Source organism: Thermoplasmatales archaeon (assembly GCA_014361245.1).
Lineage (GTDB): Archaea > Thermoplasmatota > E2 > UBA202 > JdFR-43 > JACIWB01.
Genome location: JACIWB010000037.1, coordinates 1 through 13448 on the forward strand (window position 1 = coordinate 1; position 13448 = coordinate 13448).

The 13448-nt window shown below is 40.1% G+C and carries 14 protein-coding genes; 13 read left to right on the forward strand and 1 reads right to left on the reverse strand.

Annotation, left to right across the window (positions count from 1 at the left end; genetic code table 11):
- The 9 genes from H5T45_06025 to H5T45_06065 all read left to right on the forward strand — a co-directional run.
- Nucleotides 1-195 (forward strand): hypothetical protein (locus H5T45_06025; GenBank protein MBC7129267.1); only part of this gene is annotated, 195 nt, incomplete at its 5' end.
- Nucleotides 196-209: 14 nt separating this feature from the next.
- Complete coding sequence (locus H5T45_06030) at nucleotides 210-1160, forward strand: phage major capsid protein (GenBank protein MBC7129268.1); 951 nt, start codon at nucleotides 210-212, stop codon at nucleotides 1158-1160.
- A 23-nt stretch (nucleotides 1161-1183) separates the two neighbouring features.
- Nucleotides 1184-1528, forward strand: a complete 345-nt coding sequence (locus H5T45_06035; protein MBC7129269.1) for a hypothetical protein — start codon at nucleotides 1184-1186, stop codon at nucleotides 1526-1528.
- A 6-nt stretch (nucleotides 1529-1534) separates the two neighbouring features.
- A complete protein-coding gene (locus H5T45_06040; GenBank protein ID MBC7129270.1) occupies nucleotides 1535-1840 on the forward strand; it encodes a hypothetical protein in 306 nt (101 codons plus the stop codon).
- A 53-nt stretch (nucleotides 1841-1893) separates the two neighbouring features.
- Nucleotides 1894-2172: a phage head closure protein gene (locus H5T45_06045; protein MBC7129271.1), complete on the forward strand. Its 279-nt coding sequence runs from the start codon at nucleotides 1894-1896 to the stop codon at nucleotides 2170-2172.
- A complete protein-coding gene (locus H5T45_06050; protein MBC7129272.1) occupies nucleotides 2169-2564 on the forward strand; it encodes an HK97 gp10 family phage protein in 396 nt (131 codons plus the stop codon). Before H5T45_06045 ends, H5T45_06050 begins: the two co-directional genes overlap by 4 nt.
- A gap of 4 nt (nucleotides 2565-2568) precedes the next feature.
- Nucleotides 2569-2976, forward strand: coding sequence for a hypothetical protein (locus H5T45_06055; protein MBC7129273.1), 408 nt, complete (start codon nucleotides 2569-2571; stop codon nucleotides 2974-2976).
- A gap of 4 nt (nucleotides 2977-2980) precedes the next feature.
- Nucleotides 2981-3712 carry a hypothetical protein gene (locus H5T45_06060; protein MBC7129274.1) on the forward strand — a complete coding sequence of 244 codons (732 nt, stop codon included), beginning with the start codon at nucleotides 2981-2983 and terminating at the stop codon, nucleotides 3710-3712.
- A gap of 14 nt (nucleotides 3713-3726) precedes the next feature.
- Nucleotides 3727-4275, forward strand: a complete 549-nt coding sequence (locus tag H5T45_06065; protein ID MBC7129275.1) for a hypothetical protein — start codon at nucleotides 3727-3729, stop codon at nucleotides 4273-4275.
- Nucleotides 4276-4415: 140 nt separating this feature from the next.
- Here H5T45_06065 and H5T45_06070 read toward each other — a convergent pair whose 3' ends face one another.
- Nucleotides 4416-4757 (reverse strand): hypothetical protein, encoded by a 342-nt coding sequence (locus H5T45_06070; GenBank protein MBC7129276.1) that lies wholly within the window; start codon nucleotides 4755-4757, stop codon nucleotides 4416-4418.
- Nucleotides 4758-4844: 87 nt separating this feature from the next.
- Here H5T45_06070 and H5T45_06075 point away from each other — a divergent pair, with 87 nt between their 5' ends.
- From H5T45_06075 to H5T45_06090, 4 genes are read left to right on the forward strand one after another with little or no spacing between them, the layout of a single operon-like run.
- Nucleotides 4845-8486, forward strand: coding sequence for a phage tail tape measure protein (locus tag H5T45_06075; protein ID MBC7129277.1), 3642 nt, complete (start codon nucleotides 4845-4847; stop codon nucleotides 8484-8486).
- A 6-nt stretch (nucleotides 8487-8492) separates the two neighbouring features.
- Nucleotides 8493-9926: a hypothetical protein gene (locus H5T45_06080; protein MBC7129278.1), complete on the forward strand. Its 1434-nt coding sequence runs from the start codon at nucleotides 8493-8495 to the stop codon at nucleotides 9924-9926.
- Nucleotides 9923-12487 carry a DUF2341 domain-containing protein gene (locus H5T45_06085; GenBank protein ID MBC7129279.1) on the forward strand — a complete coding sequence of 855 codons (2565 nt, stop codon included), beginning with the start codon at nucleotides 9923-9925 and terminating at the stop codon, nucleotides 12485-12487. Before H5T45_06080 ends, H5T45_06085 begins: the two co-directional genes overlap by 4 nt.
- A 32-nt stretch (nucleotides 12488-12519) precedes the next feature.
- The gene (locus H5T45_06090; GenBank protein MBC7129280.1) at nucleotides 12520-13302 is read left to right on the forward strand and encodes a C39 family peptidase; all 783 of its coding nucleotides are present in this window, start codon (nucleotides 12520-12522) and stop codon (nucleotides 13300-13302) included.
- Nucleotides 13303-13448: the final 146 nt, after the last annotated feature.

The following is a 13448-nucleotide window of genomic DNA, read 5'->3' on the forward strand; positions in this document are numbered from 1 at the left end:
ATGATAGAAATCATCAATGAAATAGAGAACATCAAAGCATCAATAGAAGAGAAAACACAAGAAGAAGAAACAAACGAAGAAACAGATGAACAAGTAACAAAATCAGCCGCACTCAAAGGACAAGTAGGGGTCACAAAATCAGAATCAGACCTCTACACCGAAATGGGAGTGGACAGGTTCGGAAGACCAACATAACGAGGTGATGGAATATGGACATAACCAACATATACAACAAACCATTTGTAATAGTACCAAAAATAGACGTCCCCGACCTTGGACGGGGGGTTCTACCAGTACAAAGATTTGGACAATTTGTCAGAGCAATACGAGAATCCTCAGTAATAATCAAAGAAGCAAGAATACTCAACGCAATGAAATCATACGAAGTCGACATCAGCAGAATAAGTCTCGGCGTTGAACTTGAAGCAGGTCGAGACGAAACCGGTTCAAAAGTAGCACCCACCGACGATGAAGTAGAAGTTACAACAAACACATTATCAATGAAAGAACTCACCACAGCCGTTACAATCGAGGATGAAGCACTCGAAGATAACATAGAGCAGCAGCAATTTGAACAAACAATTGTCAGCCTACTTGGTGAAGGAATATCATATGATCTCGAAGTATACTTCCTTCACGCTGACACAACCTACACCGGCGACAGGGCACTGCTCAAAACCAACGATGGTTGGCTAACCCTTGCAGGTGAAAAAGTCACAGACACAGATCCTACAAACGAAACATGGCCAACAAACTTATTCGATGACATGATAGAAGCACTTGAAAACAAGTACAAGCAGAAACTACCACAGATGAAATTCTACGTATCATATCAGATCTGGAAAGCATACAAAGATCAGTTGAAAGGACGTGAAACAGGACTCGGTGACCAGGCACTCACCGGCGGGGATGGTGTGCCATACGATGGTGTGCCAGTACAGTACGTCCCAGCACTCGATGCCCTGAACGATGGTAAGGTCAGAGCACTCTTAACCATACCCACGAACCTTGTATATGGTTTCTGGAGAAACATTCGAATTGAACCAGCCAGGGATGCCAGGATGCGAAGAACATCATACATAGCAACACTCAGAGCAGACTGTCACTACGAGGACGAGAATGCAGCAGTTTCAGCTAAGATTGCCGCACCAACACCATAGATAATATCATTTAGGTGATGTCATTGCCAGAGAATTTACCAATAACATTTCCTGAAGAACTCGAAGAAGAATTTATGAACGCACTAACCAATTGTGGTGAGGGATCAGTAAATAATCTAAGTGATTTTTTTGGTAAGACTTACAAATGCCAAAAAGGAATGAGTGAGGTACTTAGAAAGATTCTTGCAGCCAATTCAGATTTGTTTAAGACAGGAAACACTAAAAGGTCAAAAATCAAGTCACTTGAAAGAATAGCTACAATGATTACATTCATGCTATTATGCGATGAAATGGTGATCAATGTATTGCAGCAGAAGATCAGTGACTTGGATAGTAGGGTTAGTGCACTCGAAAATCCTGGAGGGTGATAAAATTTGATAACAGCTGCCGATATACTCATTGAACTGCAAAAAGACTCATTCACAGAAACAGAACAAGATTTCATAGAAAAAAAGATCACATACTACACAACCAGAGCTGAAAAAATAGCACCGGAATCACCAGAAGAAATCAAAAATGAATACATAACGGCTGCGGTTATCAAAGACTATAAGACAGCAGATGACATTTCAAGCTTTTCTGATGGTCGATTTACATTAAACATTGACAAAGAAGAAATAATACAAAGATACAAAAGAGCACTACAAAAACTCTATGGAATAAAAATCTGGAAACCATGACATTCACAAACAAATTCGAACAAATTCTTAGATCTCACGGTCTCGACATCATATTGAGAAAAAGGGTTGAAGGCCCAAATGACCAGCGAGGCCATCCTACAGTCACATATGATGAAATAGGGATCAGAGCATTTCTACAACAAAACACTGGCAGTGAGCAATTAATACTTGGACAACATGTCAAAAATTATGATGCATTCATGCTCACAAGCAAACAAGTACAGATAAAAGAAGGCGACGAAATACAATGGCATGACAAGATATTCAGAGTCGCAGAGATCATAGAAAATCGTTCACATATCGAATGTCACTTGAAAAAGGTTGAAGCATGATCACAATCACCATAGAGAAACCCAACATCCCAAACCCTGGGGAAGCAGAAGCGAAAGTATCAGAAACAATACAACGCATACTCGACACACTCGCAAGCATAGCAGAAGAAATAGCACCAAGAAAAACAGGACAACTCGCAGCCTCCCACACCTACACGGTTGAAGGGAACACAGGAGAACTCACCAACACAACAGACTACCTACAATACGTCCTCTACGGTCGTGGATGGGTCTTCCCCGTGGAAAAAAAAGCATTATACTGGGAGGAGCTTGACCATCCTGTGGCATACGCCAGGCCAGCAGAACCCAATGACTACTTTACACTTGCAATTGATGCCACACCAGTAGAGTCAATCGTCGAGGAAACATTCATTGACTGGTTGAAGGGTTGAAAAGATGGATGATGAACTTGAACTACAACTCAAAGAAACAATAGAAAACCTGGAAATAGTTGATACAGTAGTCTTAGATTTCCAAGAGAAACTTGATGGGAACTCTGCGATAATCATTAGTATCGACAAGATCAACAATATACAACCTTACCTTGACAAACAAGGCAATCTAATAGAATACCAAGCAACAATATTCGGTATCTGGAAATCAGACGATAACCCATCTGAAATCATCGAACAAAGGAATCATGCTATTAGAGAACTACTATCAACATTCATAAAAACTAGACTTGGCAACTCTGAAGTTACCGTCACGAGCTGCGATAAAAACGTATGGAGAGACAGGACAAATGATACACGATATTATTTCGCATTTCAGATGACACTCAAAATTAAAAAAATAATTATTTGAGGTGATAATTATGAAAGTTAACATACTCGCAGAAGACATACTAACCGGTGAAAATGTAGGATTCTTCCTTGGCATACCCATAGAGAATGAAACACCAATAGGAAATATAGACGGGACGAACAAAGACTTCAAAGTGGCAAACCCACCCATCTTCCCAAGATCCTGCAACGACCTAACAGTAAAACCAGCAGATCTCACCGTCACCGTAGACGGTGAACCTGCAACAGTCAACACTATACTCTTCAATGAGAATGAAGGATACGCTGAGGGATTCACCCTAAATACAGCCCCAGAAACAGGAGACGAAGTGAAAGTCTCATATGTTGAAGAGCTTGAACCATTCCTAGCACAAGACGTTACACCAGACGTGAAGCAAGACACCAAAGAAATATCAGTACTCAATCAAACAGCTAAAATCACAAGTTATGCAGGTATGACCTTCAGCATAAAATCTGAACAGATACTTTCCAAAAACGGCATAAAACAATTCGAAAAGCTAATGTATGAGGAAAAGGAAAGCGACACGCAAAAAATAGTCTATGAACTCAGAGACAAACCACTCAACCTATACGGGTACATGGTATACCATATTGGAGATGACGTGCTTGCCAGATTCTACTTCCAAAATGTGAAGATGGTGCCAAGCATCCCAGGTGGAAAAGCTGGAGACGAACTATCATTCACACTCGAAATGACAGTCGCTGACAAGCCTATCTTAGTCGTGCCAAAAGTCTAAGAGTGTGTTTTGGGATGGCCACAGCAAAATTTTCATTTTTCAAAACAAAAAAGCTCCAAATCGGTGACCAAGAAGTTGAAATTGAAGGCTACCATGTGATAGACAGTGAATATGTTATCCCCCTTGTCGAGAAGAGGAACGAAGCCTATGAGATCGGAGCAGAATACCAGCAATTCATCGAAAAAATAGGGAAGAAAAAAGACAAAGAGATCACACCCGAAGACGCGAAAAAAATCAAAAAAATGAAAGACAAAATAGACAAACTACTTGTTGAAGTCAGCCAAATAAGTTACCCACTCGCACAAAGAGGAATAAAAAGAGCACTCTACAAGAACACGAAAGAATACAAAGAGGCCGAAAAGGAAAACAAGGCCACAGAATACATTGACAAGTTACCCAACATAGAATTACCACCATACGCGGTGACAGAAATTGTCAACACAATGCTTGAGCTCGGTAACCCCGACCTCGTAGGCACCCCATCACAAGAAGAGGAAAATTTGCAAAAAAAAAGAGCCAGGAAGAGGAGTGGATCATCCTCAAAAGGCAAATCTACCAGTTGAGTTTGAAGACAGGGTGGCCAATCCAACATATACTCGAACTGCCATACGCAACATTCTGTGAATACCACCTCTCACAATTAGAAATGCCAAAAAAACCAAGTAGCGAGAAAATAGAGGATAAGATACAGAAACTTCGAAGACTAAATTACAACCTGAAACAAAGACCAAAGAACCGTTAACAATACAAATAGTGAGTACACTATCAACCAAAGCACAAAGATTTTTTGACTTAGCGTTATATTTGATGGTGTTGTCTTCCTCTCAGACCATAAGATTATCACTGATATGATGCCAAGTGGCAGTAACTCCCACCATATCCCGAAGAAAAATTGTATTACAATGGTTATTAGAAGAGCTGGTATGAAATCGCCGAGAGTTGAGACCTTTTGTAGTTCGCCACCACACTCACAGACATAGTCTCCCACGTTTTCATCATCATCTAAAGTGTATTCTTTTCCGCACTTTTTACATTCCACCTTCATGATTTACTTATAAAAAATTTTTCCTCTATAAATTTTTTCATGGAAGCGTAGAAAATGACAGATTATGATCTATCAATACAAGTCCAAATGGATGCAGAAGAAGTATTATCAGGATTACAGCAAATCAATGAACAATTAGCTAACCTACCAGGGTCTGTGGAGATTAACTTCGCTGCAGATGATGCTGTCACCGCAATACTAGAAAATATACAAGAAAATCTTAACAACCTACCAGAAGAATATAATATCAATATTACAGCTGAAGATTCAGCATCAGAAATAGTAGAAGATATAAAATCCAGCATTGATTCATTATCAGAAGAATACAATATCAACGTTTCTGCCGATGATTCAGCATCAGACATAATAGAGAACATACGATCCAGCATAGAGTCACTACCAGAAGAATATAATATCAATATCACTGCTGAAGATAACGCATCAGAAATAATAGAAAATATCATGTCAAATCTCGAAGAAAACACTTGTGCTATTTCTATTCAAGCTGATGATGAAGCCAGTGCCACAATAGAAAACATAAAAACACTCTTAGAAAGTCTACCAGAAGAATATAATATCAATATCACTGCTGAAGATAACGCATCAGAAATAATAGAAGATATAAAATCCGCGCTCGAGAGCATTTCAGGAGAAGTCTCCACAACCATAACAGTAGAAGATGAAGCATCAAATACCATAGAGGACATACAAGCTGCGCTTGAAAGTATACCTGAAGAAATCTCAACTGTTATACAAGTAGAAGATAACGCGTCTGATGTTACAGACGAAGTATCATCAAAACTTGACGAATTAGATGGTAAAGAGGTGACAGCAACAATAAGCGTTGAAGGTGGAGAAGAAGCAACGAACGACATCCAATTGTTAAATTTGAGCATGCAAGATCTTGGAGACACTGCAGCAGCAGTTGCGGGAACAATAGCATCATATGATATGCTTGTCAAGGGACTGAACTATCGTAGAGCAATTGAGATGGCCAAAGAATACACCAACGCAACTGAAGAACAAGGAAAAGCAATGGAAGAACTGGTGCAAAAAAACATGAGTGCTCAACTCGGAATAGAAGGAACAGCACAAGTCATGACACTCCTTGCTAGATATACTGGCGACGCGAATGAGGCGATGGGATACTTCAAAGCTGTAATGGACGCCATCAAAGTCACGGGTGAAGATACAACAGCAGTAACAATCACCCTTATGAACACCTTCAGAGAGTTTGGAGTCACAACAGAAGAATCATATAAGAAGATGGCAAAACTCATACAACTATTCAATGTCAGTGGATATCCATCCTTTACACAATTTTTGTCTGTTGTTGATAGGATTGGTCTAACTCTCATGCAGATGGGTTTCACTCTTGAAGATGTAGCGGGAATCGTTGCTAGTGTCGGGCCGCAAGGAACCATGATACTTCGAGGATTCACAAGCCAGTTATACGCGTTGAATAGTGAGTGGGTGAGAGGCACAGAGGAGGCTGAGGAATATGCAAGGAAACTTGAAGCTATTGGGATCGTTACAAGGGATGCTGAGGGAAATATACGACCATTACGCGATGTGATCTTCGATTTCATCAACTACCTTCAAACTCTGCCATCACACGAAGAACGCGTGAAAGTAGCCACTGAGATCTTTGGGGATACGATGGGCCGGGCCCTAGTTTCAATAGCAGAAGGCTATGGGAAAGTGGAAAAGGCTAGCCAACAGTCGGCAGAACAACAAGTCGAAGATGTCAAGAAAGTGAAAAAAGAGACTCTAGACCCCCTTACAAGGATTAAAGCCGAAATTGAGAAACTAATTCCTTCGATCTCGAACTTAGCTCCATTTTTATCAGATCTAGTTTTTTGGTTCTCAGTGGCTGGTGGTGCTGCATATGGATTCATGAGGGTACTCAATATTATTGACAAGTTTTTTGCCGGGGGCAAGATAAGTGAATGGACAAATGAGATGGTTTCAAAGTTTCTTAAACCATTGTCTAAAAGATTACCTACAGGACTTGGTGAAAGTTTCAAATCATTTATGAAAACACTTGGTGATGAGATTAAGAAGGTAGGCGACTTCGGGGCTGGGAAATTCACAGAATTCGCTAAAAGATTAGGATCCGTGCTAAAGACCAAACTTCCAGTCGAAATCGACAATGGTACGAGGGAAGGGTTTAAGTCATTCGCCAAAACCTTGAGAGAGGAGATCGTGAATGCTGGGGATAATATGGTGGGTTATCTCGACGATTTCGCTAAAATGATACGGCCTGCTCTAGGGAAGCTTTTTGGAGAAGAAGGAGGTAAGATTTCTATCACCTTCCTAGATGATTTTGCTAAATCATTTACAACTAAATTACCTTCATTAGCAAAGAAACTTACTCCAGCCCTATCAAAGGTTGGAGGTTTTATCGGAAGAGCACTTGGTGAAGGCATCATTTTTAGGCCAGAAGACCTGAAGTGGAGTATGGGTGAGGAAGAATATAATAAACTGCACTCAGAATGGATGAAATCTGGTGAAGAAGACTGGAAATGGATGGAAGAACAATGGAGTAAATTCACTTCATGGGTTTCATCTAAATTCGCAGATTTTAAATGGCCGAGGCTGCCAAATATTCAATTACCAGATCTGGTAGGCAGCATGAAGTCTGCTTGGTCTAGTTTCACATCATGGGTTGCTTCAGTATTCGCCGGTTTCAAATGGCCAGCATTGCCAAATGTTAGTCTCCCGGACTTGCCTGGAATGATTCAAGGGATCTGGGTTGAGTTCACATCGTGGGTCGCTGCAGCATTTCCAACTTTTGTATGGCCAAGTTTACCAGACATTAAATTACCTGACTTGCTTAGTTCTATCCAGTCAATATGGACAAGCTTCACAGGATGGGTTTCTACAATCTTCCCAACGTTCAAATGGCCGAGGCTGCCAAATATTCAATTACCAGATCTGGTAGGCAGCATGAAGTCTGCTTGGTCTAGTTTCACATCATGGGTTTCTACAATCTTCCCAACGTTCAAATGGCCGAGGCTGCCTAATATCAGCCTACCAGATTTGCCTGGGATGATGCAATCACTCTGGATTAGATTCACTTCATGGGTTTCTAGCACATTCTCGAAATTCAAATGGCCGAGGCTGCCAAATGTTCAAATGCCTGACATCGGAAAATTATTTTCTGATGCTTGGAAGAAATTCACTGACACAGTATCTGACGCATTTAAAAGATTCAAATGGCCCAAACTCCCCATACCTAATTTCGGAGACATTGCAAAGAAATTTTATGACTGGGGAAGAGACTTCATCAACAATCTTGTGAAGGGTATCTGGGATGCTATGCCTTCATTCCAAAATGCATTAAATTGGATAAAAGCTCATCTCCCACATTCACCACCAGAGGTGGGTCCTCTGAGTGAAGTGACAGAAGATAGTATGCGCAGTTGGATGGGAAGTATTGTACGGGCTGGTGAAGAAATCTTTGAAGGATTTGCTGCTAAAATAGGTAGTATGGAATGGCTTGAACCCCCAACTCCCACGATAGGAAGAATAGGAATGATAGAAACAACTGGAGCCGTAATTGGAGGAGCTGAAATCAATATTAATATAAGTGAGGGCGCAGTCATAATCCGAGGACAAAGTGTCGATGAAAGAGATTTCCGAGATGCTGCTCAGATGCTTGGTGATGAAATAGTTCGTTCGGTTATATCAGAAGGGATAAACGTCAGACGTATGAGATGGGGGTGAAAATGGATGGGATACCGTGACTGGGTCATCAATGGCATAAGACCAAAGTATATCACTTCAGATGGCATTGACTGGTCTAATTTCCCACAAGTTACACTACACTGTGCCGCCACGCCAGATAAATATTATGCTGACGCAAGAGAAGAAATAGCAAAATTTTCAGAATTTGCAGCGAAAGAAATATCAAATACTACTCTGATCAATGGAGGAACAAAAGTCCAATGTTCAAGGGATGGGAGAATAGTTACGATACGGGAAGGCGATAAAGTATGGCAAGGCGCCATACATTATCCTAAATTCAAGGAGGACAAATTCTCAGATGAAATAATAGAATGGGACCTGATCCTCGAATTGGAAGTTGAAGGCACGAGACCACCATACAGGATATATTCACCTCCATACTCAAGATACTTCAACATCATATATCATCCTTGGATTACATCAGAAGGGGGAGGTGGGGGAGAAGAAGATTATGGAGGTACTATCATTGCATATCCTAACTCTGTAGAAGATTATGATAACTCTGGGGACTGGTCTAATCTCGAAAACATAAAATATGATGACGGGCAACTCGCAAGTGCATACAACGATGACAGTGCTGCAAAAGCATTTGGAAGTATAAAGTGCACTGACTGGAGAAATCTAGAAACTGGAAATTATGTTAATCTCCCAGAAAACGCTAGGATAACACAATACGGGTTCCATGTCAAATTTGCCACGGATCGTGACTCTATTGAAAAGATACCAGGACGCAACATAATAGCATCAGCATACTCGGCCATAGGAGACAAGATGCAAATACCATATACTACACGGTATCCAGGATACTTGGATTTGCAGGGGAATTTAATCTCAAATCCATGTCCAAACACCCCTGCCAACATGGCATGGCTTGCATGGGACACTGAAATCCCAAACACTATAGGCTTAGATATCGAAGCATTATATCCTAAAGTGCCTAGTGTTGACAGAGATTGTTTCAACGATCCAAATATAGAATTTAAATTTGCGTTTGGTGCTGAGCCATACAAACACTTTTGGATAGACGCCGTGCAATTCAAAATAGTGTATATACTGGATAATATAGCTCAAAATGAAACAGTATATGATCCTGGATTCTATGGTTACGAGATAGGGTACATGATGATACAAGAGAATAAACCCGTTAAGCAGGTTGAGATCGTTGGAAGCGCATGTAACATACCATCTGAAGGTGCTTGGGTCGAAGTGAATGGAATACGACAATACTGGCACTACAGCCACGATCACAACACTGGCGACACCGGTGAAAACGGCGTTGAAATGTTAACATTTCAGCTACAAGAACCTACAACAACGATAGAAATAAAAACGAGTCGACATGACCCACCGACTAGCGACACAACTGCTGAAACGAACTCTGGCTGTAAACTATACTATGTCAAGGTGGTGTACTCATGATCAAACTTTTCGATGAGCAAAACAAAGAGATCTCAACATTGTTCTTCAATGATATAGTCCCGGCATCAACATCAGATTTAAACATAAAAATTAAGTCTGTTGATGGCAGTTTTGATGGGCAACTAACGCTCAAGCATAGCACTTCGCCTGATATGATGGATGGTTTCCCATTTCTACTCCAATCCGGTGACGGTGAAAACTGGACTACAAGTATAGATATCAGTTTAGGCACAGACGAAGAAAAAAATGTATATTATAAACTAGATTTGCCAATATATGTTCAGAGGGGATCGTATCATGCCATCTCAGAGTTATCAGGCACGTTTACACACAAATACTCCAATTGGACATACCAAAATAAATGCACCGTTCTCGGTGAGATAGTAGGATATGATAAGATCAAAGTTCGCATCGACTATGATTCAAGTTATATGCGCAGTGATTTTGGAGACATTAGATTTGTAAGCAAGGATGGTGCGGTACTCAAGTATGTGATATTAGAAAAAAACGAATCTGATCATGCAGTTTTTTTAGTTCAAAATAACATGCTAACAGAATTCTATATAATATCTGGGAATCCTAATGCTGAACCAGAAGAAGATCACAGTATATTAGAAGTATATGACGATTGTACAGGAGAAAAAATTACAGACAAATGGGATGTGATCGAAGGTAACGCATCATATGATATCATTGATGGTAAGAATGCTATTAAACTAGAACCTGGCACTATACTCAAATCAAAGAATGAGTTGAAATATAAATATGAGATTTTAGCCGATGTCTACTTTGTAGATGGTTCAGCTAGTATTCTTTTTTCACAGGACAGTACACCTAACATATCTGAAAGATATTGTGCTAAAATAGACGCTACCCACGATGAAATAAGAGTAAATGGCAGCGATCCTGTATACTGGGATGATTATAGTGTATCATCATCGGAGAACACATTTCATAATATTCTGATCCAATTCACAGTACCATGGTCAGCTATATACTTATACGCTGATGATACTCTTGCATACATAGCATATACAAATTCAGAAACAAGGTATTCTAGTGGATATGTTGGCTTATACTACAATGGTTCTGAATATGCTGGGATAGCCAACATCAAAGGATATCGAGTACCACACCAAGACGATTATTCTATAGAAACCGAAGGTTGGACAGAGCAGACTATTTGTGCTTCAACCAATATCGATATGAATATCGGATGCTATTGGGCAGTAGCTCCAGACCATATAAACACGTCTCCAAGCATGCCATTCATAGAAATATACCTTGAGGGCAGAGATATAACACAACATGTGTCATCATTCGATATCATCAAAAACACAAAAGAAGGGCCTGGAAGCTTCGATATCTTATGTCATGATGAATTAACTATCACGACAGGAATGGAAATAGAATTTTTAAATCACGGAATAGAATTTTATAAAGGTATAATCGATCGCATTGAATACGTCATTGAAGCTGGTAGAAATACATATTATATTAGCGGCAGAGATAACGAAGCTAGTCTAACTACGAAGGAATTTACATGGTCAGCAACCTGGTGGGAACTAAAAGAATATGATTCATATGACATTCTAGAATGTCTATTGGATGGAACTGGAATTAGTCTTGGGCCTTCTGAAGATATTACAGCATGGATACCAGATGACAACAGTCTAACAGGCTTCGCAGGTGGCTGGAGCTCCCGAGCTAAAGCACTTAGCGAGTTGCTCAAAAAGATATCATACATTAAAGGTAGGCGTCTCAGCTGGTATATCGACTCGAACAATAAACTCAGAATATTCTACATAGATGATCCTGACAACAAAAACGCCGCTCTCGAGGTAAATATATACGATAACCCTAGGCTGACATATGTTAAAATCGAAGAGAGCGCAGAGAATATAGTCAATAAAGTCATAATCGAAACTGACGAAGGTGGGACCATCACCCTTCAGGATGATGAAAGTATTAACGGTTGGACAGATAATATCACAGGATACACATGGCCAGGATATGGAGTGCGTGAACAAAGATTTATCGAGCACGCACTGAATGCTGGTGAAGCACAGACAAAAGCACAGGAAGAACTTGATGCACATTCTAAACCTGTTTTTAGCGTGGATATGAAGCTTGAAGGCATGGTTGATGCCCAGATCGGCCAGCCAATAATTTTAATCGGTAATCGGAAGATTTCTGATATGGTATTTATAATTAATAGGATTACTATTAGAGGTAACCCATCGGGGGTGACTACTGAAATATCGGCGACAACAGACAAAACTGTTGTCGGTTCTATCGGAAAGTACGATGCAGTCAAAGCACTTTCCAGATTCGCTGCAGAAAATTTTGCAATATATACTGGATATATAGAAAGTATGTTGCCAAGTGATCTATTTTCACCATATATAAAGGCGACAGTATTCTTACATGAATTAAATGCTAGTATACATATGCTTGTATATTATACTGGAAGTTCTGCGGCCATAGTTGGTTGTCCTGTTTTGGCATGGAAAACAGTTTCTGGAGAATGGATAGGAATGGCAGAATGTGAGGTGAGATAGCAGAATGTATGGGTTTACTGAGGTGATTAGAAATGGTAGATATTTCCAATATAACGATATGCCTTCCGAAAGAAACATTTAAAGATATGAAACAAAGATGGGAAGAGTTTATACAGAAAAACAAAAGAGAACCCAATATAATCTACACTAAAAAAGGAGGAGACACATTCGTAACACTTAAAAGATTCAAAGATATGAAACAAAGATGGGAAGAGTTTATACAGAAAAACAATAGAGAACCAAACTGTGTATACATCCGCAAAATAGACCCAAATGAACCAGCAACGAACTTTGACCTGTATGAAGTTGTATATTATCAAGTTGAAAAGCAAGATACAGGGTACACATGTGGCCCCAGTAGCTTGCTTATGATGCTGAGGGAATTGGCACAATCAGCACTCCCACAATACTCAGAGGCATATGTCGCAAAATTAGCAGGGACAAGCACAGGAGGGACAACACATGATGGAATGATAAATGCAGCTAAAAAAATAGCTGCAGATTTAGGGTGGAAACTCACAGCAAAAAGAGTCAATTTTTCAGATACATCATGGGAACAATTAGGAAAGTGGATAGCTGACCCCAAAGTTGGAGTCGTCGCACATGTCATGACAGCAGGACTACCATACTGGGGTAATAGTGACTATGGACATTACATCTTCCCAATCGGCTTAGACCTCAAAGATAAAACAATTACCATCGCTGATCCAGCTCGTGGTGTTCCAGATGTATATAAAGCAACCTTTGATCAATTTGCCAGGGCCTGTAGGCGCGTGACATGGGCTCCAAGTTTGTTGTTGTTTATTAAGGGATAAAATTATTCAAAAACATATAACTTTAAAGTGGAAATTTCAACCGTACTCATACCAGGCATAATCGGAGTATCTGAAATTGGGAAGATCGCAAAATTCCTTGGAAGATGGGATCTACCATATCATATAATAGCCCATGTACCCTCCAG